Source organism: Knoellia sinensis KCTC 19936 (assembly GCF_000768705.1).
In the GTDB taxonomy this organism is placed as follows: Bacteria; Actinomycetota; Actinomycetes; order Actinomycetales; family Dermatophilaceae; genus Knoellia; species Knoellia sinensis.
In genome coordinates this window covers 35,453-61,286 of sequence record NZ_AVPJ01000005.1, presented here as the reverse complement: position 1 = coordinate 61,286, position 25,834 = coordinate 35,453, and the positions used below count along the sequence as shown (strand labels likewise).

Here is a 25,834-nt window from a genome sequence, read left to right as displayed (position 1 = left end):
GGTCAGGTGAGGCGGTCGAGGGCCTGCTTGAGGTCGGCGATGAGGTCCTCGACGTCCTCGATGCCGACGGAGAGGCGGATGAGGTCGGAGGGGACCTCGAGTTCGGTGCCGGCGACGGACGCGTGGGTCATGCGGCCCGGGTGCTCGATGAGCGACTCGACGCCACCGAGGGACTCGCCGAGGGTCCAGATCTGGGTCTCGGCGCAGACCTTGACCGCGACGTCCTCGCCACCCTTGACGCGGAAGGCGACCATCCCGCCGAAGCGCTTCATCTGGCGCTTGGCGACCTCGTGACCGGGGTGGTCGGGCAGGCCCGGGTAGTGCACGGCCGTGACGCCGGGGTGGCCCTGGAGGAACTCGACGATCTTCTCGGCGTTGTCGCTGTGACGCTCCATGCGGATGGCGAGGGTCTTGAGGCCGCGCTGCACGACCCACGAGTCGAACGGGCCGGCGACCGCGCCCATCGAGTTCTGGTGGAACGCCACCCGCTCGCTCGCGGACTCGTTGTCGAACCACGGGACGGTGACGCCGTGGCCGACCACGACCGCGCCACCGACGACGTCGGAGTGTCCGCCGCAGTACTTGGTGGTCGAGTGGAGCACGAGGTCCGCGCCGTCGGCCAGGGGCTGCTGCAGGTAGGGCGACGCGAACGTGTTGTCGACGACGAGCAGCGCGCCGGCCTCGTGGGCGATGTCAGCGAGCGCCTTGATGTCGGCGATGCCGAGCATCGGGTTCGTCGGCGTCTCGACCCAGACGATGCGGGTCTTGCCGGGCTGGATCGCGGCGCGGACGGCGTCGTTGTCGGCGATCGCGGCGATGGTGTGCTCGACGCCCCAGTGCGTGAGGACCTTGTTGAAGAGGCGGTAGGTGCCGCCGTAGGCGTCGGACGGCACGACGACGTGGTCACCGGGGCTGAGCAGCGCCCGCAGGATCGTGTCCTCGGCGGCGAGGCCCGAGGCGAAGGCGAACCCACGCTCACCACCCTCGAGCGCCGCGATGCCGGTCTCGAGCGCGGTGCGGGTGGGGTTGGCTGAGCGGCTGTATTCGTAGCCGTTGCGGAACCCGCCGATGCCGTCCTGCTTGTAGGTCGACGTCTGGTAGATCGGCGTGACGACGGCGCCCGTCGTGGGGTCCGGGTCCTGCCCGGCGTGGAGGGCGCGGGTGGAGAAGCCGAGGTCCGGGTTGCTGCCTGCGTCAGTCATGACGACAGGGTATGCCGGGTGCTCGCCTCCGTCGTCGGCCGCCGGGCGTCTGGTGGTCCGGCTGGCTTCGCTCGCTCAGGTGAGCCGCTTCTGCCACTCGCGCTGGAGGGCGGTGGTGCGGTAGCCGAGAGCCTCGTTGACCCTGATCATCGGACCGTTCTCCTCGGCATTCCAGGTGCGGACCGTGCGGGTCTGCGGGAACTCGGCGCGGAGGGCGCGCATGTTGGCCGCCTTGACCGCAGCCCCGAGACCGTGACCGCGGTGTTCGCGCAGGACGAGTGTGTCCTGCTGGTAGGCGAGGCTCGGGTCGTTCGCCGGGATCTGGAGGCCGGAGAACGCGACGAGACGACCCGAGTCGACGTGGCGCGCGACGGACTCGATGGCGCGACGGTTGCTGCGCCTGGTCGTGTCGCGCAGTCGCCGGAGTCGGTCTGCGTCCCATGTCTCCTCGCTGATGTCGAGGTTCCCGATGGGAGCGTCGGTGCTCATCCGTTGTTGGAGAACGGCGCGGTCCTCAAGCCACTCGTCCAGCGTGTCGTCGGTGGAGGTTTCGATGATGTATCCCGGTGTCTCCGTGGGGTTTTCGCCGCCGGCGTAGGCAGCGACGTCGAGGTCGTTGCGCTGGAGGGTCTGACCCAGGTCAAACCCGTTCTTGCGCAGGAACACCTCACCGGCATCGGTCCCGTTCGGCCGAGTCGTGGTCTCGGCGAGGAGTGACGTCCGCCCTGTCTCGGCTGCCTCGCGGATGAGGTGCGCCAGCAGCAGTGAACCCACTCCACGGCGCCGATGCTCGGGCCGCGTCACGACGTCGACCATGGCCAAATGCGGGTTGTCCCGCATCGGCAGCATCAACTCTGCGGACGCGATGACCGTCGTGCCGTCGAGTGCGGCGAAGTAGCGGTTCTCCCAGTCCGCGTCCTGTTCACGGGCCTTGCGGGAGTCCATGGACCAGGCGTCGTGGTCGTCCCCCATGTCCGCGATGGCCGAGTCGATGAAGACGGCCTGCCACGCCTCCGCCAGCTCCGTCTGGGCGGGATCCAGCGTGCTCACGGGCACGACGCGGAAGGCCGCGCTCGTCAGGGGCGCGTCGTGGGCTGGGGCCGAACTGGTCATGCCCACCATCGTGCTCGCGTGGCGCGCTGCAAGGCCACCGATTAACGCTCGTACCGCCGCCTCGTTCTGGTCATACCCAGCTGGATGCAGCTCGTCCGGGAATCATTGAGTCGCCCGGAGCATTGCACCGGACAGATCCCTGCCCGCCCACGGAGGAGCGACATGTTCGGTTCGCGCGCCAAGACCACGATGCCCACCGCCGCCGAGGCGCTGCCCGGACGCTCGACGCGGCCATTCGTCGTGCCTGCGACGCACGAGGTCCTCGGGACGCCGCTCGAAGGGCCGTGGCCGGACGGCACTCAGGTCCTCTACGTCGCGATGGGGTGTTTCTGGGGTGCCGAGCGCATCTTCTGGCAGTTGCCGGGTGTCGTGACGACAGCCGCGGGCTACATGGGCGGTTTCACGCCCAACCCGACCTACGAGGAGACCTGCACCGGGCGCACCGGTCATGCCGAGTCAGTCCTCGTCGCCTACGACCCGGCCGCGACGACCCCCGAACTGCTCCTCAAGGCCTTTTGGGAGAACCACGACCCCACGACGGCGAACCGGCAGGGCAACGACATCGGCACGGCATACCGGTCCGCGATCTTCTGGACCACACCGGAACAGGAGGCGGCCGCCCGGGCGACCCACGACGCGTTCCAGGGCGAGCTGACGCGGGTCGGTGCCGGAGAGATCACGACGCAGCTGACGCCGGCGACCCAGGCGGGCACGTTCTACTACGCGGAGGACTACCACCAGCAGTACCTCCACAAGAACCCCAACGGCTACTGCAACCACGGACCGAACGGGCTGACCTGCCCCGTCGGCGTCGCGAACCTGCCCGCGCAGACAGACATCGCGCCGCCTGCCTGAGTCGGTCGCTCGCCGCCGACCGGCTGGTGCTCGCGGTCGTGGATCGCTTCACCGGATCACGCTGGAGGTCTACGACTTCAACCCGCGGGCGCGCCACGTCTACGAAACGGTCTGTTTCGTCCACGAAGGGATGCACGGCACGCCGCAGAGGCCCGGGCGCGTGGCCTTCAGCGCGTCGTGACCTCAACCGGCACCCCGTAGCCGTCGTTCGTCCCGAGCCAGTGAGAGACATCCTCCGCCGCGTCGCCGTCCGGAACGGAGATGGAGGCCATTCCGCGACCGGCCTCCGCCCCGTCACAGGGTTTCACGACGGTGACCCGCGCCCCGGGCACGGCGCGTTGGAGTGACCGAGTGACGTCCGCGTGCTCGGACAGTGCCGCCTCGACCTCGGTGGCCGAGGGTAGGGAGGTGCAGGGCGGGCGCGCCGGGCCGGTCGTCACCCCCGGGATCGGGACGAACCCACCGAACACGCCGGCGACCATCAGGGCGAGTCCGAAGAAAAGCGCCCCTCCACCGATCAGGAGGGGCCAGGCGCGGCCCGTCCGCGAGCCGGCGGTGCTCATGACGCCATCACCGGCGCGACGTCGTGTGCCGCAACGAGGTGCTGCACGTCGCAGGCCTCGATGAGCACAGGGTCGTGACTCGCAACGACAAGAGTGCATCCCTGGCGCGCTCGTTCCTGCAGGAGCTCGATGACGCGGTCCCTGTTTGCGATGTCCAGCGAGGCCGTCGGCTCGTCGACGAGCAGGACGGTCGCATCCCTGTAGATGGACCGCGCAATGCCCAGCCTCTGTCGTTCCCCGCCACTGAGATGCGCGGCAAGCTCATCCTCACGCGCCTGCAGACCCGTCATCGCCAGGGCACGACGCATGCGCTGGACGTCACCACCCACCCGCCGACCCCACAGACTGCTCACCATCGTGACGTTGAACGCGACCGACTCCTCGAGCATGATCCCGTAGTCCTGGAGAACGAACGAGGCATGGTCACGCCAGAAGCGGCGGCGACGCGCGTCGCCCCACGAGGTCGTGTCCACGCCTTCCAAGAGCACCTGGCCGGACGTGGGCTTCTGCATGAGGCCCAAGCAGTTCAGCAAAGTCGTCTTGCCGGATCCGCTCGGCCCGACCAGGGCTGTCATCACGGACGGGCGGCACACGACCGACTGGCTGCGCAACGCCGTCCGTCCATCGATGTCGAGCTGGATGTCGACTGCTTCGAGAATCATGTTGTCTTTCCTTGCCTCGGGGTTCTGGAAGGTGCTTTCAGAGTTGGCGGTTCACGAGCCGCCGGAACACCAGGGACGCCGCCGCGATGTGGCCCAGTGCCGTCCCCAACAGGCCGAGGCCCAGGGCACCGACTGTGGGAACCCAGGTGTCGAGTCCCTGGCTGGCGAGGACGACACCGACGATCACGGTTCCCAGGACCCATTCCCTCGAGACACGGGGAGCAACGATGGCGGTCCACGTCCTGCCGGCGAGGCGCAACGGGTAGTCGCGTCTTGCCGACACGAGTGCGGAGATCGCGGCACTGACACCGAGCGAGAGGACGAACGCGACGATCAGGGCCAGCAGGGCAACCCCGCGCAACCACGCTTCGTGCGCGGCGAACTGGGCGCGAAGGACCCCGTCCTCGGCCGCGAGCTTGACCTGCACTGTGCCCGCGAGGCCGTGCTCACGCAGGACGTTGGTGGTTTCGGCCAAGCCGCTGAAGATGAGATTGCTGCTCGAGGCGAGCGAGGCGAGGAAGTCGTCATTGAACGTCGTGGCCGGTTCAGGCACCACCACGATCAGCGACCGCTGCGGGAAGACGAGGTCGCCGCTCCCCGCGGCCGCAAGGGGCAGCGCGTTGGGATCCGTCGCCTGCCACACCTCGACGGTTGTCCAGAAGCCCTGGGCGGCGCCTGGCTCGCGCAGCCACAGGGTGAGGTTGGGCTCGAGCGCGGCGCGCAGGCTGCCGGGCACCGTCGCCGGCGACACGCGCGCCAGGCCGGACGAGGTCGCCGATGCTGGTCCGCGCATGAGCTCGAGCCACGTGGGGTTCACGAGAGCAACCCGTTCGACGTCGCTGCGTTCGACCCCGAGCTCATGCGGATCCAGTGCGTAGCTCAGTGCCACCCGCCCGTCACTGTCGGCATCGGAGACCGCCTTGCCCACCTGTCCGGCGAGGGCGACGAACCCCTCCTCACTGAGACCCGCGGGAAAGCGGAGCGCCATCTGGTCCGCCAGGGACTTCCAGCGAGCCTCCTGCTCGGCCGCGACGTGTGCCTCTTGGTAGGCCCACGAAGCCGGCCCGGCCGTGAGCACCACAAGCAGGAAGGTGGCGGCCTTGACTGCGGCCGAGGACTGGCGCAGCCCACGAACGGCCGGGACGCGGTCGGCGATCATCGCGACTTTGGGCCACGCTGCGAAGGACATGAGCACGGCGCTCACGACGGTGACGACGACGACGAAGAGTTCGAGCGCCACCAAGGTTGAGACGAAGGGAACAAGCCATGTTGTGCCGGTCGACGCGGCCACGACGGCGGCGGCGACCCCGGTCACCGGAACGGCGGGAAGCAGCAGGGCAACGGCCAGCCGGCCGATGTCCTCGAGCTGGATCCGACCGGGTCGCACACCTGCAAGGACCCGAAGCGCACGGCCCCGCGCCCGGACCGACAGCCACAGCAACGCCAGAGCGAGCATGAGCGCGGCGCTTGCCAGCATCGTCGTCCGAAAGCTCTCCTGCCGAACGAGGAAGCTCGCCGTCTGTCCCGTCGTGGCATCCACGCGCCGCACGAGCACACCGCTCGTCTCCAGGGACATCACCGTCCCGTCGAGCTCCGCCGTCGAACCGGTCACGAGATACTGCCCTGTCGCGAAGGAATGGGCCAAAGTCTCCGGCCCCTTGACGACGCCGTCCGGCTGGTCGCCGAACCAGGAGAAGCGGGTGGGCAAGCGTGGGTCCGTCTTCCCGACGGGCACGAAGACCAGCCCGTCCGAATCGCCTGCCAGGTCGGGCAGGATGCGCACGAGTCCGAGCCCCGCCTCATCGCTGACTCGACCCAGAAGCCCCAGTGCCTCCGAGTCGGAAAGTCCGCTCGGCTCGAAGTCGAGGGACAGCGCGCTCGTCGCCCCCAGCGCGCGCGGGAAGCTCCGGTCCTGCAGGTCGGTCATCACACTCGCAACGACAGCGAGCAGGGCGAACAGCACGGTCGTGACCGTGGCGATGATGCGCAGGTACACAGCGGCCTTCTCTCTGTCGGATGGCTGAAACGCTAGAGCGCGCCCCTCCCCTCCTCCTCCTCCTCAGGTACCGGCCTTCGGCACCTGCGAGCGATGGGAGCAATCCACGCGTCTGCTTCGCTCGATGACGTTCGGTAATCGTCCAGGGAAGCGGGGACATGGGGGGCAGGGGAAAGGCCACGGTGATGGCGAGCACGCCACCACGACGAGTGGATGTCACGAGGGACGGTTCACTCGTGCTGGGCTCGTGCCACTGTGTCCGGTGTTCGGTCGACATCACCCTGCGAGCCGCGCCGGGCGCGTGGTTCCGAGCAGAGCTGCACTTGGGTGACGACCTGTGGATCTCCAACCTCAGTCTCGACGCGGAACTCTGGCTGGTCGACCTCGAGAATCCCGAGTTGCGGGTCCGCGCACCAGCTGGCCATCGTCGCCTCGTCGTCCCCTTCGAGTTCTCCGAGGCTTCGTTCCACGTCGGGGGGTGCGCTGTCAGCGAACGACTGACGCTCTTCGGCCCGGAGCAGACCGAGCAGGTCCGGTCGATGCCTTGCGACGAGAGCGTTTCGTCCATCAAGCGACTTCGGCTGGGCAAGGGAACGATCGGAGCCGCCGTGCTTGACGAGCTGTGCGCACGGACGGCCGAGACGGGACGCCCAGCCTCGTCCATCGACATCGCCGAGGGTCTGGGTCACCGTGGAGTGGCCCTGACGGCCAAGGGTGTCGACCGTCATCTCGACCACCTCTTCCGGCGGTGCTTTCCCGAGGACACCAGCCGGGCACGGGGCTGGAAGCGCATGGCGCTGGTGTCACTTGTGCGACGCAGCCGAGTGGCCCCTTAGCGCGCCGGACCCGACCCGGTCAAGGAGGGTTGGACACCCGGACCCCCGCTGTTGCGACCGACCCCAGCGGGCGAGGCTGGCCGCACCAACAGTCACGAGCCATGCGGCTCGAGAGAGGGGAATCAGAGACATGCGCAAGATCAAGTACGGAGTCGCCACGGGGGCCATGCTGCTCATGACACTCGGGGCCGCCAGCCCCGCCATGGCGTGGCTTCACCCGGGTTCCAGCACCCAGCACCCCTCGAGCGGGGGCACCTGGACCTACGGCTTCTGGAACGCCAAGGTGCGTTCGTACTACACGGTGAACACGTCCCATGGCTCGTCGGTGAAGTACAACGGGGACCTGGTGCGCAGCGCCTGCACTGCCTCGGGCCAGCGGTCGACAGCCGAGAAGTTCGCCCTCAACACGTCGGGCGCCACGGACACGTACTACTACCGCACCTGCTGAACGGTTGCACGAGGTCGTGCTGCGGACGTCGGGCCAGGACACGGTCCCGGGGTGCGCAGCACGGCATCGCGCGGTCGGGGATACTCGTCGCCATGGGGATGAGGGGACGGACACCGCTTGTCCTGGCCGGCGTCACGGCCGGCGCAGTCGGTGTCGCCGAAGTCGCGTTGTCTCGCGGGAGCGACCAAGGGGGTCCGGGCCAGGGTTTCGTCGTGCACGTCGTGGTGGCGTGCGTCCTGGTGCTCATTGTCCTGAGTGCCAGGCTTCGGCCTCTGGCGGGCCTCGGATTGCTCCTCGTGCTCGAGCTCTTCGGAGTGGTCACCGGTACGGAGATCCACACGGACGAGGTGGTGGCGGCCGTCGTGATGTATCAGTGCGCGCGACGCGGGAGCTCCGTGACGCTGTGGCTCAGCGGCCTCCTCATGCCGATCGCCTACCTCTTCAGCGGCATGTTCCTGACGAACCCCGGGACCGAGGCGGTGCGACGCGTCGACCGTGCCAGTCTGGCTGAGGAGCCGGTCGCCGCAGTGCTTCTCGTGATCATGATGGCGGCGCCGCTCGCCCTTCCGTGGCTCGCCGGACTCACCTTCAGATGGCGTGCCACCGCCGAGCGGGGCCGACGGGAGCTGGTCCGGGCGCAGGCTCGTGCCGAGGCACAGGAGCACCAGGCCCGGCTTGCGAACGACGTCCACGACGTCGTGGGGCACTCGCTCTCGGTCATCCTCACGCAGGCGGAGTCGGCCCGATACCTTGACGTTCGCACGCCCCCCGAGGTGCAAGCGGTTCTCGACACGATCTCCGAGTCCGCTCGTGGGTCCTTGACCGAGGTCCGTCAAGTCCTCGCAGCTGAGCCCATCCACCGGGACGCCTCAGACCTGGACGGCCTCGTGCACAGCCTGTCGTCGTCCGGGGTGACCGTCCGCGACCGGGTCATGGGCGTACCTCGCCCATTGCCCCCAGAGGTGGCCACCGTCGCCCATCGGGTGCTTCAGGAAATGCTGACGAACGCCATCAAGCACGGCGAGGGTCCGATCCGGGTCGTCCGGGACTGGCGCGAAGACCTGCGGCTGGTCGTGAGCAACCGCCCACGGGAGGACAGCCACTCCGACGGGCTCGGGCTGACCGGCATGCGGCGACGGGTCCACTCTGCGCAGGGCAAGCTCGAGGTGCGGCGCAGTTCCACCCTCTTCACCGTGGATGCCCACCTGCCTCTCCACGGCGCGAAGGAGCACCCGTGAGCACGGACTCCACCATCCGGGTGCTCCTCGTCGACGACCAAGACCTGTTCCGAGCCGGGGCGCGGGTCATCCTCGACTCCCAGCCCGACATCAACGTTGTCGGCGAGGCGGGTGATGGGTTCGGGGCGCTCGTGGCCGTCGACCAGCTTCGACCAGATGTCGTGCTCATGGACGTCCGGATGCCCGAGATGGACGGCGCGGACGCAACGCGGCACATCCTCGACGAGTCCCGTGCAGCGCGTCGAGGACACCGGGCCAAAGTCGTCGTCCTCACGACCTTCGATCTCGACGATCGCGCGGCCCAGGCGATCCGCTGGGGCGCCAGCGGATTCCTGCTGAAGACCGCCACGCCCATCCAGATCCAGGACGCCGTCCGGACTGTTCACCGCGGCAACTCCGTGCTCGGCCCGAACGATCTCCTCAGCCTGCTCGAGGCCCAGTTCACGACTCCGCGAACGGTTCCCGCCGCCGTGCGACGTCTCACCGAGCGCGAGCGGTCGGTCTTCGACGCCGTTTCTCGCGGCCTGTCCAATGCAGAGATCGGCGACGAACTCCACATGAGCGAGTCCACGGTCAAGACCCACGTCGGCGGAGTGCTGCGCAAACTCGACCTGCGGGATCGCGTGCAGGTCGTCGTCTTCGCCTTCGAACACGGACTCAGGTAGCCCGGCGCCGCCCCGTCAGAAGGCCTTGGCGATGGTGAGTGCGAGGCCGATGATCGCGGCGGTCGCGAGGGCCGCGAAGCCGGCGATGCGAAGCGGCGCACCGACCTTCCAGTGGGCGCGAGGGTCCGGGGCGTTGAACCCGGCGGTGCCACCGACGTCAGAACTGCCGGCAGGGCCTCCGAACCCACCCTTGATCTCGGCTGTCGGCCGGGCACTGCGCATCTGCAGGAACCCGACGACGAGCAGCAGCACGCCGAGCACGGCCAGGACGATCACGACCCACCACCATCCGCTCATGCCTGACAGAGTGCCACGGCGCGTGCCTGTCTCGGGGCATCACGCGCGCTGGAATCCGGGATCCAGGGCCCCGCGTGAGGTGCACCCCCCGACGTGCCTTTGCTCCCCCTCGCGATGCAAAGACACCCCCACATGCTTCACGAGGTAAGGGCAAATGGGGTGTCTTTGCGTCAGCCGACCGGAGCAACGAACGTGTCTTTGCTTCCGCGTCTGACGCAAAGACACGTCTGGAGCCGAACCCTGTCAGAGGTCCGTGTCCCGCACAGCACGGCCAGCAGACGCACCACTCAGATGCTGGCGGCGAGCTCCGTGCCCTGACGGATCGCGCGCTTGGCGTCGAGTTCGGCAGCGACGTCCGCGCCGCCGATCACGTGAACCGGCAGACCGCTGTCGCCCAACTCGTCGGCGAGCGTGCGGACCGACTCCTGCCCGGCGCACAACACGATCGTGTCGACCGCGATGACACGAAAGGCGCGCGCACCGTCCGCCGTGCCACCCTTGCCGCCCTTGCCACCGTTGGCTGCCTTGCGCCCCTTGCCTTTGCCGGCCCCGGCGTCGGCAGCCACGAACGACACGTGGAGCCCGTCGTCGTCGATGCGGTCGTAGGACACGCCCGTGACCTGCTCGACACCCTTGGCCTTGAGCGCCGCCCGGTGCACCCAGCCGGTCGTCTTGCCCAGACCCTTGCCGATCGCGGAAGCCTTGCGCTGCAACAGGATCACGTCGTGCTTCGGCGTCTCGACGAGCGACTTGGTGAGTCCGCCACGGGACTCGGCCGGGTCGCCTACACCCCACTCCGCGCGCCACAGGTCGAGGTCCAGCGTCGCCGACGGCTGGGCCGTGAGGAATTCGGATACGTCCACGCCGATGCCACCAGCACCGATGACGGCGACCCGCTGACCGGGCTCCCGCTCACCACGAACGAGCTCGGCATAGGTCATGACCGACGGGTGGTCGACACCGGGGATCGACGGCACCCGTGGCTCCACGCCCGTGGCGACGACGACCTCGTCGAACCCACCGTCACGCAGTTCGGCAGCCGTCACCCGGCGCCCCAGGTGCAGCGTCACGCCCGTCACTTCGATACGGCGACGGAAGTAGCGGATCGACTCGGAGAACTCCTCCTTGCCGGGGATGCGCTGGGCAATGGCGAACTGCCCGCCGATGTCGTCCAGAGCCTCGAACAGCTCAACGGAGTGCCCACGCTCGGCCAACGTCGTCGCACAGGCGAGACCCGCCGGCCCGGCGCCGACGACCGCGACCTTCTTCGACCGACGCGTCGGCCCGAGCACCAGCTCGGTCTCGTAGACCGCGCGCGGGTTGAGCAGGCACGTCGCCCGCTGGTTCTTGAACGTGTGGTCGAGGCAGGCCTGGTTGCAGGCGATGCACGTGTTGATCTCGTCGACCCGGGACTCCGCAGCCTTGCGCACCCACTCGGGGTCGGCGAGGAACGGTCGCGCCAACGACACGAAGTCGGCATCCCCCGACCCGAGGATCTCCTCGGCCACCTCGGGCATGTTGATGCGGTTCGTCGCGATCACCGGGAGGGACGTCTCGGACTTGAGCCGGCCGGCATACGAGGCGAAGGCGGCGCGGGGCACGGAGGTGACGATCGTGGGGACGCGGGCTTCGTGCCACCCGATACCGAGGTTGAGGACGGTCGCTCCAGCGGCCTCGACCTCACGCGCGAGAGCAGCCACCTCGTCCCACGTCTGGCCATCGGGCACGAGGTCGACCGCGGAGATGCGATAGATGACAAGGAAGTCGGGTCCGACCTCCTCACGAATGCGGCGCACAACCTCGACGGCGAAGCGGCGACGCTTCTCGGGCGTCCCACCCCACTCGTCGGTGCGCTTGTTGGTCCGCGGCGCGAGGAACTGGTTGATGAGGTAGCCCTCGGACCCCATGACCTCGACGCCGTCATAGCCGGCCTCGCGCGCCAGTCGCGCCGACCGCACGAACGCGTCGATCGTCTTCTCGACCCCACGCGACGTCAGCGCGCGCGGCTTGAACTTCGAGATCGGGCTCTTGATCGCCGACGGCGCGACACACCATGGCGTGAACGCGTAGCGACCCGCGTGCAGCAGTTGCAGCGCGATCCGCCCACCCTCGGCGTGCACCGCATCGGTGATCACCTTGTGCTGCTTCGCCTCACGACGCGTCGTGAGCTTCGAGGCCAGCGGCAACAGCGTTCCAGCGATGTTCGGCGCGAACCCGCCCGTGATGATGAGCGACGCACCCCCACGTGCGCGCTCGGCGAAGAACGCCGCCAACTTCGGGAAGTTCTTGGCCCGATCCTCGAGCCCGGTGTGCATCGATCCCATGACGACGCGGTTGGGCAGGGTCACGTGGCCGAGCTCGATCGGGGCGAGCAGGTTCGGGTAGGCAGTCACCGCATGAGCCTAAGGACACACCCGCACGAGGACTACCTCGTGCGGGTGTGTTCCTGCTCTCGATCCGGTATGCCGTCCGCCCACCTCAGTGGTCGGGCGTGGCTCCCCGGTCAGTTGCGTGAGATGGCCTGGACCACGTCTCCGGTGCGCTCGTTGGGGAGCTCGCGGGCGATGTCGGCCTGGCTGATGATGCCGACGAGCTCGTCGCCGTCGAGGACCGGCAGGCGTCGAACCTGGTTCTGGGACAGGGCCTGCGCCACCGCGGCGACGTCGTCGTCCGGTCCGACGCTGACGACGGTGGCGGAGCACACCTCGTCGACGCGCGTCGAGTTCGGGTCCTTGCCCTCGGCCATTGCCTTGATGACGAGGTCGCGGTCGGTGACGATGCCGCAGAGGCGGCCGTCCTCCCCCACCACCGGCATCGAGCCGACGTTGCTCGTCTTGAGCGCCTGCGCCGCGACATCGAGCGTGTCCGTGGCGTTGAGGTATTCGGCGGGGCTGGTCATGAGGTCACGTGCAGTGGTCATGCGGTGCTCACTCCTTCGGCCGGTGGGGCGGCCGGGCGACCGCCTGCGTCCACCTCTTCCCCGACGCTAACGCGTCCACCCCTCCAACGGGCCGCAAGGCCCCCAAGGTCTCTCGGGAATCACGGAGGAACGACAAGGCCGCGTATGCCGGGAAGGTGGCTTCCCGGCATACGCGGCCTTGGTCTGTGGCGGGGTCTCAGTCGACGAGGTGACCCAGGAAGTCGACCCGAGTGAGGACGCCGACGGGCTTGCCGTCCTCGATGACGAGGACGGCGTCCGCGTGCTCGAGCTCGTGTCGGGCCGTGGCGACGGGCTCACCGGCGCCGACGAGCGGAAGCCCCTTGCCCATGTGCTTCTCGACGGAGTCGTGCAGGGTCGCCTTGCCGAGGAAGAGCAGCTCGAGCAGGTCGCGCTCGCTCACGGAGCCGGCCACCTCGCCGGTCATGACGGGCGGCTCGGCCTTGACGACGGGCATCTGCGAGACGCCGTACTCGCGCAGGATCTCGATGGCGTCGCGGATCGTCTCGTTGGGGTGCGTGTGCACGAGGGCAGGCATGTCCCCGGACTTGGCGTGCAACACGTGGCCGACCGTCGTCTCGCCGTCGGTGTGCATGAAGCCGTAGGAGCTCATCCAGTCGTCGCTGAAGATCTTGCTCATGTAGCCGCGGCCGGAGTCCGGGAGCAGGACGACGACGGTGGCCTCGGCGGGCAGGTCCTTGGCGACCTCGAGCGCGGCGACGACGGCCATGCCGCACGAGCCACCGACGAGCAGGCCCTCCTCGCGGGCGAGGCGGCGGGTCATGTCGAACGAGTCGGCGTCGGACACGGCGACGATCCGGTCGACGACCTCGGGGTCGTAGGCACTCGGCCAGAAGTCCTCCCCCACACCCTCGACGAGGTAGGGACGCCCGGTGCCGCCGGAGTAGACGGAGCCCTCGGGGTCGGCGCCGATGATCTGGACGCGCCCGCCCTCTCGCTCGGCCGAGGCCTCGCGCAGGTAGCGGCCCGTGCCCGTGATCGTGCCGCCGGTGCCGACGCCTGCGACGAAGTGCGTGAGCTCGCCGTCGGTGTCGTTCCAGATCTCGGGGCCGGTGGTCTCGTAGTGCGAGGCGGGACCGTTGGGGTTGGAGTACTGGTCGGGCTTCCACGCTCCCTCGGTCTCACGGACCAAGCGGTCGGACGTCTCGTAGTAGGAGTCCGGGTGGTCGGGCGCGACGGCGGTCGGGCAGACGACGACCTCGGCGCCGTAGGCCTTGAGGACGTTGCGCTTGTCCTCACTCACCTTGTCGGGGCAGACGAAGATGCACTTGTAGCCCTTGCGCTGAGCCACCAGGGCGAGACCGACGCCGGTGTTGCCGCTCGTCGGCTCGACGATGGTGCCGCCCGGTTTGAGGGCGCCGGAGGCCTCTGCGGCCTCGACCATCTTGAGGGCGATGCGGTCCTTCACGGACCCACCGGGGTTCATGTACTCGACCTTGGCGAGGACGGTCGCGGCGATTCCGTCGGTCACGGAGTTCAGCTTCACGAGCGGGGTGTTGCCCACGAGGTCGACGATGTGCTCGGCATACTTCATGGCCCCATCCTCCCACCTCGCCAGCCTCGTCTTTGTGCCCTGTTGGGACGGCGAGCGCCAGCGAGTTGTCCCAACAGGGCACAAAGACGAGGTTGGTATGCCGGATGGGAACGTGAGCGTCGGCGGTGAGCGTTAGCGTGGACGAGACTTCAAGGAGGGTGGACGACCACATGGGACGGGCACGACGGGCACGCAAGATCGCGGCGACCGCGGCATACGGGGGTGGCGGCCTGGCCGCGGCGACTGCTGCGCTGGGCGCCGTGGGCTACGGCGTCATCAAGGGCGAGGCCATGCTCGCTCGGCGCATCGTGGGGACACCCTTCGACTCGTCACCCGATGACGACGGCACCTATGGCGCCGGCCCCGGGGACCCAATCGAGATCCTCGTCCTCGGCGACTCGAGTGCCGCGGGCATGGGCGCCAAGCACCCACACGAGACCGTCGGTGGGATCGTGGCCAATGGTGTCGCTGCTCTGCTGGGTCGCCGTGTGCACCTGACGAACCGCGCCGTCGTGGGTGCCGAGTCGAGCGACCTCGAGCGCCAACTCGCGCAGGGACTCGAGTCGATCGACGTCCCGGACGTCGTGGTCATCATGGTGGGCGCGAACGACGTCACCCACCGGATCGACCGGGCGACGGCCGTGCGGCACCTCGAGATCACGGTCCGCCGGGCTCGCGCGCTCGGAAGTGAGGTCGTCGTCGGCACCTGCCCCGACCTCGGGACGATCGAGCCGCTGGCCCAGCCCCTACGTTTGCTCGCGCGTCGGTGGAGTCGGGACCTGGCAGCGGCCCAGACCGTCGCGGTGGTGGAGGCCGGCGGGCGCACCGTGTCGTTGGGTGACCTGCTCGGCAAGGAGTTCGCAGCGTCGCCGCGGACGATGTTCTCGGAGGATCGCTTCCACCCGTCCGCGGCCGGTTATGCCCGGGCTGCGGCAGCCCTGCTTCCATCGGTGTGCGCTGCCCTGGGGGTGTGGGGTCACGACACTGCGGACCGCGCCCCGGAGGCACGGCGTGGCGAAGGTGTCGGCCCGGTCGCCGTCGCGGCCGGCCAGGCGGTCAAGGACGCGGGCACCGAGGTTGCGCCGACCGAGGTGGGCGGCCAGGCCAGAGGTCCTCGCGGCCGCTGGGCCGTGTTGCTGCGTCGCCGTCCCGACGCCGTTCCCGCGGCGCGCGACCCCGAGACCGACGAGGTCGAACAGGTCGACGCGTCCACCCGGAACGCCTCACCGGCCGAACCCGCCGACTGATTGCCCGTCTCCGCACGGCGAGCGCAGCGAGCGCGTGCAGAGACGGGCAATCAGTCGGTCTGGGGTGGCGGGGTCAGGGGAGGGTGCGGCGGAGTTCGGCGAGGCGGTCGGCGAGGTCGGGGACCCCCGCTGATGCGGCATCCCACACCAGGACGCGCAACTGGTCGATGAGCACGGCCACACCCAGGTCTGGCACGGGTTGGCCGGCGGTGGCGTCGGCGAGGTCCCGGACGACCTCCTGCACGGCTCCGGACGCGGCGAGCGCGCGGTCCGCCGGCAGCTCACGCCACCTGCGAACCACGCGCTCGAGCTCCCGAGAGACGTCGTCGGGAAGTGCATGCATGGTTCAGCGCATCGGTTCCGAGGTCGTTCAGATCACTCGCGCATGCGGGCGAAGAGGCGCAGGAACTCGATGTAGAGCCAGACCACCGTGACGATGAGGCCGTGCGCGAGGAGCCAGCTGTACTTCTGGGGAGCGCCGGTCGCGATGGCGCGCTCGATCATGTCGAAGTCGAGCGCCAGCGAGACCGACGCAAGGCCGACGGCGAACAGCGAGATGCCGATGCCGAGCCAGCCAGTCCCACCGAATCCGAATGGCGTATTCGTGACCATCGCGAAGATGAAGTTGATGACCGCGAAGATCGCGTAGCCGAAGATCATCATCGTCACGATGCGGCGGAACTTCGCGGTGACCTTGATCAGGCCGACCTTGTAGGCGAGGAACATGCCGATGAAGGTTCCGGCCGTGGCCATCGCAGCGAGCGGCACCACACCGTCCCACTGCTGCTCGAAGAACTGCGACACCGCACCGACGAACAGGCCCTCGACGACGGCATACCCGACGATGAGCGGAACGCTCAGGGTCTTCTTGAACGCGATGACGAGACCGAGGATGAGCGTGGCGATCATGCCGCCCATCCACAGCATGAAGCCGATCTGCGGGTTGGCGGCCGAGACGACCCAGCCGACGGCGCCGAAGCCGAGGACCAGAGCGAACAGGCCCATCGTCTTCATGATGACGTCGTCCATCGTCACGCGGCCGGTGTCGACCGGACCCGCGGACGGCTGGTTGTACATGTCCTGGAGCTGCTGCTGCGAGTACGCGTCGACCCCAGCCTGCTGGGCGTACGACACGTTGCCCGGGTTGGCGCCGCGGCCGGGCTCCTGGAAGGCGGCGTAGCCGGACTGCGCGTCCTGCTCCATTCGGTTGAAGGCCGGGTTGCTGGCCATCGTTGTCCTCCGTTGGTCTGGCGCCGTGGCGATCCACGACGTCGTTCACCTATTCAATCGTGTCTGGACCCCCGTGTGTTCCCGGGACACCATCACCTGTGGACAACGATCCCGCACGGGCGCTTTCGCTCACCCGGTCGAGGTAGCACGAAACGCCGCAGGCGGGTGAGCGCGTGCGGCGTTTCGTACTACCTCGACGGGTGGAGTGCCCCCGACGGGACTCGAACCCGCACCGGGAGCGATTTTAAGTCGCCTGCCTCTGCCAGTTGGGCCACGGGGGCGCACTCACCATATTCGGTCCGCAGCCCACCTGCCTGCGTCCGCAACCGTGGTCGCCCCTGCGACCAAGATTGCGGACGCAAGGTTTCACCTCGACGTTGCCGTCGGGGTGGGAGTCGCCGCGGCCCCTGATCCGGGCGACGTCTGGGTGGCACCCGGGGCGCCAGAGGGTGATGCGCTCGCCGTGGGTGCGGCCGTGCCACTAGGCGCCGGACTCGCCGTGGCAGTAGCGGTGGGGGTCGGGCTCGGGCTGGCCTCGGCGCTCGGGACCGGCCCGGGCAGCGGAGTGATCGCCACCGGCGGATCCCAGCCGTGCTCCAACGGAATCCCTTCCCAGCCCGTGTGCGACCCCCATCGCAGCGGGAAGACGGCGTCGTCGAGTTGGGGCTCTCCGGTCTGGGGGTCGAAGGCCAACGAGCGGTCCTCCGGAGACAGGTACTGCTGCACGTGCCAGGGGTCGACACGGATCTCACGGCCGTGCTGGTCGTACAGACGGACTGTGTCGATCCGTCGCCCGGTCTCGTCATAGCCGTAGAGGGTGGTGACGGGCTCCCCGTTGTTCCAGATTCCCGGTCCGAACGCCGGTTGCGAATCGGGGTAGGCCGACTCGCTGTACGAGCCTCGTTCGACGAACAGGATGAAGGCGAACGGCAGGAGGAGCACCGCCAGCACGTTGCCGATGACACGGATCGGTCCGACCCACTCGCCAGTGAGCTTGCCGTTCCGAGCGAGCAGCCCAGCGGCCACCGAGACCGCGGCACCGAGCAATCCGAGCCACGTGATCGGCGCCCCGATCATCATCGCGGGCAGCGCCGCCAGCGAGAACCCCCGCACCGCCCACCACACTGGGCGGAGGTCACGCAACCAGGGCAGCGCGTCTAGCACGCTCCCGCTCACTCCGGCCCACCAGTCCGAAACTCGTTCTCCCACATGCTTCTTCCCGACAACCCCAGCCACACGCGGCGGGAGGCCTGCAGCGGAACGCAACTCTGCGGCATACACCTCCGGGTCTCCCAAGCGGTCACGCAAGGTGCCGTCACCCGGCTCGGCAAGCCGCTCCGCGAGGTCGGCCTCCATCCCCGTCGTGAACTCCTCGACGTCCTCGACCGGCAGGTCACTCAGGGCAGCCCGCACCCCGGCGACATAGTCACGGACTTCCACCGACATCGTGTCGCTGCTCATGCCTTCACTCCTGCCTCGTCGAGGAGGCCGGCCATCGTCTGCGCGAAGGCGGCCCACGTCTTGCCCTGGCTGGCGAGGGCGTCGCGGCCCTGCGCATTGATCCCGTAGTACTTGCGGTGCGGCCCCTCGTCGCTCGGCACGACGTAGGACGTCAGCGCGCCTGCGCTGTAGAGGCGGCGCAGGGTGCCGTAGACCGACGCATCCCCCACGTCCTCGAGCCCGGCGGCGCGCAGCCGACGCACGACGTCGTAGCCGTAGCCGTCCTCACGGGCGACCACGGCGAGGACCGCGAGGTCGAGCACTCCCTTGACGAGTTGTGTGGCGTCCACGCCAGGCACCTCCAGCTTCTTGACAGCCACCTCCGTGGTGGCGCAGACCGCACACTACTACGCATTCCGCATTACTACGCCATCAACAGGACCACCGCGTGTCGGCTGTCCCCGGGCGGCCAACCGTGCTGTGACGTGCGGCTACGGCCGGTAGTCTGATGTGTCCCACACCGCACCCGAATGGAGTGACGACTCTCAGCATGACCGCGATGGACGACGCCGCAGCCACCCACGCCGCACCCGCGAACGCCCCACGCCGGCGCGGACCCGCCAAGGGGACCCCCCGCGCGCCGCGGATGAAGCGCGAGGAGCGCGAGCGGCAGCTGCTCGACGTAGCCGAGGCCGTGTTCGCGGACCACGGCTACCAGGACACGACGATGGAGCTCGTCGCAGCCGAGGCGGGCATCACGAAGCCGGTCATCTACGACCACTTCGGCTCCAAGGAGAAGCTCCTCGTCGCCGTCGTGGCCCGAGCTCGAGAGGACCTTCTCTCGTCGACGAAGGCTGCCATCGACGCCATCCCGCCGCGCTCCCCCGTCGAGGACTACTTCCGGGCGGGCGTGCGCTCCTTCATGGACTTCTTCGACCGGCGCCGCGGCAGCTTCAAGGTCTACATGCAGGAGTCAGCAGTCGCGGTTGTCGCCGGTCAGGACATCGAGAACATCCGTCAGGCCCAGGCCCGCGACATCGCCGAACGCTTCGGCGACATCCCCCAGATCGCGGCCTACCCGATGCCCTACCGCGAGGCGATGGCCGAGATCATGATCGCGACCAACGAGCGCGTCGCGGCCTGGCGCCTGCGGCACCCCGAGATCGATCTCGACATGGCGACCGAGATCGTCATGGCGGTTCTGTGGAACGGCTTCGCGTCCTACACGGCCGAGTCCGTGCCGGACGTCGACCTCAACGCGCCGAGCTGAGTCTCACGCGACGCAACTGAGCGCGATCCCGTCGAGGATGTCGTGCTCCGAGGTCACGACCTGAGCCTCTGGTGAGGCCTCGAGGACGCGACCGAGGATCTCGTGCCAGATGAGCGCGCCGGCTCCGATGACGTCGACGCGACCCGGGTGCATGAAGCCGAGCGCCGCGCGCTCCGCCGTGGTCAGGTGCAGCAGCTTTCGCGCGGCGAGGCGGTGCGCTTGCGGGCTCAACTGTGCGAGATGGATCCGGGACGGTTCGTATGCCGTGAGCTCCAGTGCGTGGGCCGTCACCGTGGTGATGCTGCCGGCCAGACCCACGACGGTCGCGACACCGGACAGGTCGACGACCTCTGCAGCCCGGTCGATGGCCGCACCGATGTCGCCGCGCGCGCCCTGGATCTGCTCGTGGTGGGGCGGGTCACCGGTGAGGTGCCGCTCATGGATGCGCACGCTCCCGACATCAACCGACAGCCCCGCCTCCACGGACGTCGATCCGCGCACGAACTCGGTCGAGCCACCGCCGAGGTCGATGACGAGGAAGGGTCCGGGAATGCCGGCGGCGATGAGGTCTCCAGTTGATCCGCTGAACGACAGATTGGCCTCGACATCACCATTCACGACCTCGGGCGAAACGTCGAATCCCGTTGCTGCGAAGGCCTGCTCGACACCGGCAACGAACTCCGCGGCGTTGCGGGCGTCACGCGAGGCGGACGTGGCGACGAAACGCACACGTTCGACGGAGTGCTCACGGCACTGGACGGCATACTCCCGTGTTTGTCGCAGGGTGCGCTCCATGGCGACGGGGTCGATGACCCCGGTGCGGTCCACGCCGTAGCCGAGTCGCACGACCTCGCTGCGACGGACGACGTCCACAAGAGAGACAGGGCCCGACGCGACTGTGTCCTTGACGTCCGCGATGAGGAGGCGGATCGAGTTGGTGCCACAGTCGACGGCGCCGACCCGCGTCACTGCGCCCCGTCCTCCGGGAGCTCTGAGCACGGCGACGTGGCCCACCAGTCGGGCAGCATCTCCAGCGCCTCGTCGCCGAGCGGGTTGACCCCCGGGCCGACGGAGAGAGAGTGGGCGACGAGCACGTGGAGGCACTTGACGCGGTCTGGCATCCCGCCGGCACTGATGCCGTCGATCTCGTCGACCTGCCCCAGCTCACCACGACGGGCCAGGTAGTCGTCATGGGCGGCGGCATAGTGCTGGGCCAGTTCGGCGTCCTCGGCGAGGCGCTCGGTCATGTCGCGCATGACGCCCTGCGACTCGAGGGTGCTGATGGCGCCGGTGAGACGCGGGCAGGTGGCATAGAACGACGTCGGGAAGGGCGTCCCGTCAGGGAGCCGCGGGAGCGTTCGCAGGACATCCGGCTCACCGCAGGGGCACCGGTGCGACACCTCGACCACGCCGCGCGGAACCCGGCCCAACTGACGCTCGACGGCGTCGACGTCAGCCTGAGTCACGGCCGCCGACTCGGTCGACCCCGAACTCTCGGGCGCGGCATTCATCGGCGGTGGTTGGCGGGCACGTCGGCCGCCTGCATCGAGGACCACACGGTGTCGTACCACGGCTCGACGGTGTCGGTCCGGTGGGCGATGGAGCCGCTGGTGTCACGCTGCTTCGGGTCGAGGACGGTGTAGGACTTCTCGCCGACCTTGACGAACTTGAGCTGCGTGCGGGCCTGCTGCTCGACGTAGGCCGGGTCCTCCCAGCGGGCCTGCTCCGCCTGGAGCTCATCAACGGTCACGCGCTGCTGAGCCACCTTGTCGCGCAGCGCGCTGATGTCGGATCGCTGCTGCAAGTAGGCCTTGAGGGTCGGCCCGACGAGGACGACGAGGAAGAGCAGCAGCACACCGAGAGTGACCCGACGGACGTTCTGCCGGTTGGCCGTGACCGCATCCAACCGACCACGCCAGGTCGAGGCCGCGGCCTCGGCGGCCTGCGCCGCCGCCTTGCCGAGTGCGGGCTGACGGCCCGCACGGGCCCGCGTGGAGGGTCGCGAGGATCCCGGACGCCGTGACGACGATCCGGGTCCGCGACCGCTCCCGCGAGCCATCAGCCGTGCCTCAGCCCTTGGCCTTGGCGCCGGAGAAGCGCGGGAACGCGCCGGCACCGGCGTACTCGGCGGCGTCGTCGAGCTCCTCCTCGATGCGGAGGAGCTGGTTGTATTTCGCGACACGCTCGGACCGGGCCGGGGCGCCGGTCTTGATCTGGCCGCAGTTCGTGGCGACAGCGAGGTCGGCGATCGTCGTGTCCTCGGTCTCGCCGGAGCGGTGGCTCATCATGCAGCGGAAGCCGGCGCGCTGAGCCATTTCGACCGCGTCGAGGGTCTCGGTGAGCGAGCCGATCTGGTTGACCTTGACGAGCATCGAGTTGGCCGTGGCGGTCTCGATACCGCGGGCGAGGCGCTCGGGGTTGGTGACGAAGAGGTCGTCGCCGACGAGCTGGACCTTGTCGCCCAGACGCTCGGTCATGGCCTTCCAGCCGTCCCAGTCGTCCTCGTTGAGCGGGTCCTCGATGGACACGAGGGGGTAGGCGTCGACGAGCTCGGCGTAGTAGTCGACCATCTCGGCAGCCGACTTCTTGCCACCCTCGAACGCGTAGGAACCGTCCTCGAAGAACTCGCTGGCCGCGACGTCCAGGGCCAGTGCAATCTGCTCGCCCGGGGTGTAGCCCGCCTTGTCGATGGCCTCGAGGATGAGGTCGAGCGCGGCGCGGTTGCTGTCCAGGTTGGGGGCGAAGCCACCCTCGTCACCCAGACCGGTCGAGAGGCCCTTCTCCTTGAGGACAGCCTTGAGCGCGTGGTAGACCTCAGTGCCCCAGCGCAGCGCCTCACGGAAGGTCTCGGCGCCGATCGGCGCGATCATGAACTCTTGGATGTCGACGTTGGAGTCGGCGTGCGACCCACCGTTGAGGATGTTCATCATCGGCACGGGGAGGACGCGGGCGTTGGGACCACCGACGTAGCGGAAGAGCGGCAGGCCCGCCGACTCGGCTGCAGCCCGGGCCACGGCGAGGCTCACGCCGAGGATGGCGTTGGCGCCGACCTTCTCCTTGTTCTTGGTGCCGTCGATGGCGAGCATCTCGGAGTCGATGAGGCGCTGGTCGTGGGCCTCGAACCCGAGGAGCTTGGGGCCGAGCTCGTCGATGACGGCGTCGACAGCCTTCTCGACACCCTTGCCGAGGTAGCGGTTCTTGTCGCCGTCACGACGCTCCGCAGCCTCGAACGCTCCGGTCGAGGCGCCGCTGGGGACGGCCGCGCGGGCGATGGTGCCGTCATCGAGGGCGACCTCGACCTCGACGGTGGGGTTGCCTCGCGAGTCGAGGATCTCGCGCGCGCCGACGGCGTCGATGCTGGCCACTGGGTGCTCCTGGGTGGGTCTGGGGGCAGGGAAGGTGTCGCCTGCGAGCCTAGCCAATGCGGAAGGTGACCCGTCCGACCGACCCGCATCACGGCATACGGGCTGTGTTCGCGGTCACCAGCCAAGCTTCCCGGCTCGGCCCTGAGCCACGGCAGCGTCGTAGGCGTCCGGGTCGAAGTCCACGGAGTGAACGTGCTGCATGTGGCCTCGGATCGCGCCGATGCTTGCCTCGATCCCCGCGACCTCGTCGGGGGCGGCGTCCCGGAGTTCGCGACCCAGCACCCGAGCCACGGTGAGAGCATCCTTCATCCGCATGACGCCACTATGTCCTGTCAGGTGCGGGATAGAGCGCGCGTCCAACTGCACACAAGCGGACGTATGCCGGGTGCTCGCCTCAGTTCGTCGGCGCGACTGCCGCGTAGGCCTTGGCGAGGGCCGCGCCGAGGCGGGCGTTGCTGCGGACCAGGGCGATGTTGGTCTCGAGGCTCTTGCCGTCGGACAGTTCAACGATGCGGCCGAGGAGGAAGGGCGTGATGTCCTTGCCGACGATGCCCTGCTGCTCAGCCTCAGCGACGGCGTGGTCGATGAGGGCCGAGATCTCGATGGGGGTCATCTCGTCCTCTTCCGGGACGGGGTTGGTGACCGAGATGCCACCAGCAAGTCCGAGGTCCCACTTGATCCGCATCATGTCGGCGAGCTCCTCGACCTTGTCGCTGCGCATCGGGGAGGTGAAGCCGGACTCGCGCGAGTAGAAGGAGGGGTACTCGTCGGAGCCGTAGGTCACGACCGGCACGCCGAGCGTCTCGAGGACCTCGAGGGTGCGACCGATGTCGAGGATCGACTTCACCCCGGCCGAGACGACCGCAACGTCGGTCTGACTCAGCTCAGTGAGGTCGGCCGAGATGTCCATGGAGTCCTCGGCACCGCGGTGGACGCCACCGAGCCCGCCGGTGACGAAGACCTTGATGCCCGCGAGCGCCGCGAGGCGCATGGTGCTCGCGACGGTGGTCGCGCCGTGGCGCTTGGTCGCCATGACGTGGGGGAGGTCCCGGATGCTCACCTTGGCGACGTCCTCGTGGGTGGCGAGAAGTTCAAGCTCGTCGGCCGAGAGGCCGATCCGCGCGACCCCGTCGAGGATCGCGATGGTCGCGGGGGTGGCGCCACCGTCACGCACGATCTGCTCGACCTCGCGGGCCATCTCGACGTTGCGCGGGTAGGGCATGCCGTGGCTGATGATCGTCGACTCCAGCGCCACGACGGGGCGGCCGGCGGCGAGGGCTTCGGCGACCTCGGGGGCGAGGGCGAGGGCGGGATGCGGGGTCTTCGTGTGGTGGGTCATTTCTTTCCTTGGTGGGTCAGGCGCTCGGTGACGAGCGCGTCGGTGAGGTCTGGTCGGACGGTGTGCGCCGACTCGGTCGTGAGGGCGGCCGTGGCCTGCCCGTATGCCGCAGCACCCACCGCATCGGGGTCGCGCAGCCAGGCGTGGACGAACCCTGCGGTCATCGAGTCACCGGCTCCGGTGACGTCGACGACATCGGTGGCAATGAGGTCGTTCGTCGTGACAGTGGGCGTGGCCAGCTCCGTTGCGGCGGGGTCGGTCGCGGCTGTGGTGTCTGTTGCGCGGGAGCTGAGGAGGCTGCCTCGGGCTCCACGCCTCACCCAGACGTGCTCGACCCCACGGTCGTGCAGTTCGGCAGCCGCTCGGCTGATCTCGGTGACGTTGTTCGGCACGTCTCGCCCGACGAGGGCTGCGAGCTCGTCGATGTTGGGAGTCATCGCGAGGACCGGGCGATCGGGCGACAGCACGGCACCCATCCGGGCGGCCTTGACGACCGACACCGGCTCGAGGACGACCTGGACTCCGCTGGAGCGCGCAGTCTCCAGGAGCCATGCGGTGACCTCCACCGGGACGTTGCCGTCGACCACGAGCAGGGCGCTGTGCTGGACGAGCGAGCGGACCTTCTCGAGATCTGCGACCGTGAGTGCGTCGGTGGCCGTCATGTCGGAGACGGCGACGTTGAGGTCGCCCTCGTGGTCGAGCACCGCGAGGTAGGTGCCGGTGGGCCGGGTCCCGACGACGACGTGGTCGAGGTGCACTCCCGCTGCCCGCGTGTGCTCGAGCAGGTCTTCGCCGAACGCGTCAGCACCCAGTGCCGCGACGAGGTGGGTGGGCGTCCCGAGGCGGGCGAGGTTCTCCGCGATGTTGCGGCCGACTCCGCCGGCGTTGGTCGTGACGTGGCCGGGATTGCTCGTCGCTGTCGCGAGGGCAGAGGCGCTGCGGGCCTTGATGTCCATGACAGCGCCACCCACGACGACGACTGCGGACTCGGGGCGGACGAGGTAGCCGCGGCCGAGGATCGCGCCCTTGCGCGTGAGATTGGAGAGGGCGACGGACACCGAGGCCTTGGTCGTGCCCAGTCGCTCGGCGAGGCCGGCGGTGTCGAGCAAGGGGTCCGAGCGCAGCAGGCCGAGGATCGTCTGTTCCTGGGGCGTCAGCTTCACATTGACTATTCAAGCATAACTTGTATTTCTAAGCAAGCGCAGGAAAGTGGGGTCTGGTCCTCACGGACCAGACCCCACGATGTGCGCTGGGCGCCGTGCAGCCACTCCTCATGCGGGGTGCGCTGCGTGGTGGTGGCGGCGGGAGACCAGGACGGCCCCTGCCCCGACCACGGCGATCCCGGCGAGAACTCCAGCGCCGAGCTGGAGGAATTCGACGCCGCCCTCGACGGTGTTGGGGCCGATGGGTCCCGTGGGAGCGGTGCCACCCTCGTAGCAGGAGGTGGTGCACCGCGGCTTTTCTCCGGTGCCCGGGTCGGGGCGGGCGCTGGCCGGTGCGGCCATCGTGAGGGCGATGATTCCGGCAGCGCCACAGGTGGCGGCTGCTCGGCGAATGCTGGTCGTGTGTGACATG

Annotated in this window: 28 protein-coding genes and 1 tRNA gene; 7 read left to right on the top strand and 22 right to left on the bottom strand. The window is 68.9% G+C overall.

Going from position 1 to position 25,834, the window contains the following annotated elements:
- Positions 1-2 precede the first annotated feature (2 nt).
- Positions 3-1,202 (bottom strand): cystathionine gamma-synthase, encoded by a 1,200-nt coding sequence (locus tag N802_RS08295; RefSeq protein ID WP_035914655.1) that lies wholly within the window; start codon positions 1,200-1,202, stop codon positions 3-5.
- Positions 1,203-1,277: 75 nt separating this feature from the next.
- Positions 1,278-2,315, bottom strand: a complete 1,038-nt coding sequence (locus tag N802_RS08290) for a GNAT family N-acetyltransferase (protein WP_035914654.1) — start codon at positions 2,313-2,315, stop codon at positions 1,278-1,280.
- A 162-nt stretch (positions 2,316-2,477) separates the two neighbouring features.
- Between N802_RS08290 and msrA the strand changes: the two genes are divergently transcribed.
- Positions 2,478-3,170 carry a peptide-methionine (S)-S-oxide reductase MsrA gene (gene msrA / locus N802_RS08285; protein ID WP_035914653.1) on the top strand — a complete coding sequence of 231 codons (693 nt, stop codon included), beginning with the start codon at positions 2,478-2,480 and terminating at the stop codon, positions 3,168-3,170.
- Positions 3,171-3,337: 167 nt separating this feature from the next.
- Here msrA and N802_RS08280 read toward each other — a convergent pair whose 3' ends face one another.
- The 3 genes from N802_RS08280 to N802_RS08270 are packed head-to-tail and all read right to left on the bottom strand — an operon-like array spanning position 3,338 to position 6,391.
- Positions 3,338-3,733 carry a hypothetical protein gene (locus N802_RS08280; protein WP_035914652.1) on the bottom strand — a complete coding sequence of 132 codons (396 nt, stop codon included), beginning with the start codon at positions 3,731-3,733 and terminating at the stop codon, positions 3,338-3,340.
- Complete coding sequence (locus N802_RS08275) at positions 3,730-4,395, bottom strand: ABC transporter ATP-binding protein (protein WP_035914651.1); 666 nt, start codon at positions 4,393-4,395, stop codon at positions 3,730-3,732. The genes N802_RS08280 and N802_RS08275 overlap by 4 nt, the downstream gene beginning before the upstream one ends.
- Before the next feature lie 37 nt (positions 4,396-4,432).
- Positions 4,433-6,391 carry a hypothetical protein gene (locus N802_RS08270; protein ID WP_035914643.1) on the bottom strand — a complete coding sequence of 653 codons (1,959 nt, stop codon included), beginning with the start codon at positions 6,389-6,391 and terminating at the stop codon, positions 4,433-4,435.
- Positions 6,392-6,576: 185 nt separating this feature from the next.
- Here N802_RS08270 and N802_RS08265 point away from each other — a divergent pair, with 185 nt between their 5' ends.
- The 4 genes from N802_RS08265 to N802_RS08250 all read left to right on the top strand — a co-directional run bounded on the left by N802_RS08265 (position 6,577) and on the right by N802_RS08250 (position 9,578).
- Positions 6,577-7,227, top strand: a complete 651-nt coding sequence (locus N802_RS08265) for a hypothetical protein (RefSeq protein WP_156971330.1) — start codon at positions 6,577-6,579, stop codon at positions 7,225-7,227.
- Positions 7,228-7,357: 130 nt separating this feature from the next.
- The gene (locus N802_RS08260; RefSeq protein ID WP_084072024.1) at positions 7,358-7,675 is read left to right on the top strand and encodes a lactococcin 972 family bacteriocin; all 318 of its coding nucleotides are present in this window, start codon (positions 7,358-7,360) and stop codon (positions 7,673-7,675) included.
- A gap of 92 nt (positions 7,676-7,767) precedes the next feature.
- Positions 7,768-8,913, top strand: a complete 1,146-nt coding sequence (locus N802_RS19395) for a sensor histidine kinase (RefSeq protein ID WP_052109636.1) — start codon at positions 7,768-7,770, stop codon at positions 8,911-8,913.
- Positions 8,910-9,578 (top strand): response regulator, encoded by a 669-nt coding sequence (locus tag N802_RS08250; protein ID WP_035914640.1) that lies wholly within the window; start codon positions 8,910-8,912, stop codon positions 9,576-9,578. The genes N802_RS19395 and N802_RS08250 overlap by 4 nt, the downstream gene beginning before the upstream one ends.
- 15 nt (positions 9,579-9,593) lie before the next feature.
- Here N802_RS08250 and N802_RS08245 read toward each other — a convergent pair whose 3' ends face one another.
- From N802_RS08245 to N802_RS08230, 4 genes are all read right to left on the bottom strand, one after another.
- Positions 9,594-9,875: a hypothetical protein gene (locus N802_RS08245; protein ID WP_035914638.1), complete on the bottom strand. Its 282-nt coding sequence runs from the start codon at positions 9,873-9,875 to the stop codon at positions 9,594-9,596.
- Positions 9,876-10,162: 287 nt separating this feature from the next.
- Positions 10,163-12,268, bottom strand: coding sequence for an NADPH-dependent 2,4-dienoyl-CoA reductase (locus N802_RS08240; RefSeq protein WP_035914635.1), 2,106 nt, complete (start codon positions 12,266-12,268; stop codon positions 10,163-10,165).
- 110 nt (positions 12,269-12,378) lie between these two features.
- Complete coding sequence (locus N802_RS08235; RefSeq protein ID WP_035914632.1) at positions 12,379-12,795, bottom strand: CBS domain-containing protein; 417 nt, start codon at positions 12,793-12,795, stop codon at positions 12,379-12,381.
- Positions 12,796-12,991: 196 nt separating this feature from the next.
- Entirely contained in the window at positions 12,992-14,368 is a 1,377-nt protein-coding gene (locus N802_RS08230; protein ID WP_035914631.1) for a cystathionine beta-synthase, read from the bottom strand.
- A gap of 170 nt (positions 14,369-14,538) precedes the next feature.
- Between N802_RS08230 and N802_RS08225 the strand changes: the two genes are divergently transcribed.
- Positions 14,539-15,615 (top strand): SGNH/GDSL hydrolase family protein, encoded by a 1,077-nt coding sequence (locus N802_RS08225; protein WP_035915037.1) that lies wholly within the window; start codon positions 14,539-14,541, stop codon positions 15,613-15,615.
- A gap of 73 nt (positions 15,616-15,688) precedes the next feature.
- Here N802_RS08225 and N802_RS08220 read toward each other — a convergent pair whose 3' ends face one another.
- The 5 genes from N802_RS08220 to N802_RS08200 form a co-directional block, all read right to left on the bottom strand.
- Positions 15,689-15,958, bottom strand: a complete 270-nt coding sequence (locus N802_RS08220; protein WP_035914630.1) for a hypothetical protein — start codon at positions 15,956-15,958, stop codon at positions 15,689-15,691.
- A gap of 32 nt (positions 15,959-15,990) precedes the next feature.
- Positions 15,991-16,845 carry a Bax inhibitor-1/YccA family protein gene (locus tag N802_RS08215; protein ID WP_035914629.1) on the bottom strand — a complete coding sequence of 285 codons (855 nt, stop codon included), beginning with the start codon at positions 16,843-16,845 and terminating at the stop codon, positions 15,991-15,993.
- A 206-nt stretch (positions 16,846-17,051) separates the two neighbouring features.
- Positions 17,052-17,126: transfer RNA gene (locus N802_RS08210), tRNA-Leu, on the bottom strand.
- A gap of 85 nt (positions 17,127-17,211) precedes the next feature.
- The gene (locus N802_RS08205; protein ID WP_035914627.1) at positions 17,212-18,306 is read right to left on the bottom strand and encodes an HAAS signaling domain-containing protein; all 1,095 of its coding nucleotides are present in this window, start codon (positions 18,304-18,306) and stop codon (positions 17,212-17,214) included.
- Positions 18,303-18,635, bottom strand: coding sequence for a PadR family transcriptional regulator (locus tag N802_RS08200; protein ID WP_035915034.1), 333 nt, complete (start codon positions 18,633-18,635; stop codon positions 18,303-18,305). The genes N802_RS08205 and N802_RS08200 overlap by 4 nt, the downstream gene beginning before the upstream one ends.
- Before the next feature lie 200 nt (positions 18,636-18,835).
- Here N802_RS08200 and N802_RS08195 point away from each other — a divergent pair, with 200 nt between their 5' ends.
- Positions 18,836-19,555, top strand: a complete 720-nt coding sequence (locus N802_RS08195; RefSeq protein WP_052109634.1) for a TetR/AcrR family transcriptional regulator — start codon at positions 18,836-18,838, stop codon at positions 19,553-19,555.
- 3 nt (positions 19,556-19,558) lie between these two features.
- On the opposite strand, the gene N802_RS08190 is transcribed toward N802_RS08195, so the two are convergent.
- The 8 genes from N802_RS08190 to N802_RS08155 all read right to left on the bottom strand — a co-directional run bounded on the left by N802_RS08190 (position 19,559) and on the right by N802_RS08155 (position 25,833).
- The gene (locus tag N802_RS08190) at positions 19,559-20,524 is read right to left on the bottom strand and encodes a Ppx/GppA phosphatase family protein (RefSeq protein ID WP_035914624.1); all 966 of its coding nucleotides are present in this window, start codon (positions 20,522-20,524) and stop codon (positions 19,559-19,561) included.
- Positions 20,521-21,066, bottom strand: a complete 546-nt coding sequence (locus N802_RS08185; RefSeq protein WP_035914622.1) for a DUF501 domain-containing protein — start codon at positions 21,064-21,066, stop codon at positions 20,521-20,523. The genes N802_RS08190 and N802_RS08185 overlap by 4 nt, the downstream gene beginning before the upstream one ends.
- Positions 21,063-21,614 carry an FtsB family cell division protein gene (locus N802_RS19390; protein WP_052109632.1) on the bottom strand — a complete coding sequence of 184 codons (552 nt, stop codon included), beginning with the start codon at positions 21,612-21,614 and terminating at the stop codon, positions 21,063-21,065. The genes N802_RS08185 and N802_RS19390 overlap by 4 nt, the downstream gene beginning before the upstream one ends.
- 10 nt (positions 21,615-21,624) lie before the next feature.
- The gene (gene eno, locus N802_RS08175) at positions 21,625-22,920 is read right to left on the bottom strand and encodes a phosphopyruvate hydratase (RefSeq protein ID WP_035914621.1); all 1,296 of its coding nucleotides are present in this window, start codon (positions 22,918-22,920) and stop codon (positions 21,625-21,627) included.
- Positions 22,921-23,034: 114 nt separating this feature from the next.
- Entirely contained in the window at positions 23,035-23,235 is a 201-nt protein-coding gene (locus tag N802_RS08170) for a hypothetical protein (protein WP_035914619.1), read from the bottom strand.
- 79 nt (positions 23,236-23,314) lie between these two features.
- The gene (locus N802_RS08165) at positions 23,315-24,259 is read right to left on the bottom strand and encodes a pseudouridine-5'-phosphate glycosidase (RefSeq protein ID WP_035914618.1); all 945 of its coding nucleotides are present in this window, start codon (positions 24,257-24,259) and stop codon (positions 23,315-23,317) included.
- Positions 24,256-25,422, bottom strand: a complete 1,167-nt coding sequence (locus tag N802_RS08160; protein WP_035914617.1) for a PfkB family carbohydrate kinase — start codon at positions 25,420-25,422, stop codon at positions 24,256-24,258. The genes N802_RS08165 and N802_RS08160 overlap by 4 nt, the downstream gene beginning before the upstream one ends.
- A gap of 108 nt (positions 25,423-25,530) precedes the next feature.
- A complete protein-coding gene (locus tag N802_RS08155; RefSeq protein WP_035914615.1) occupies positions 25,531-25,833 on the bottom strand; it encodes a hypothetical protein in 303 nt (100 codons plus the stop codon).
- Between the last annotated feature and the right edge of the window lies 1 nt (position 25,834).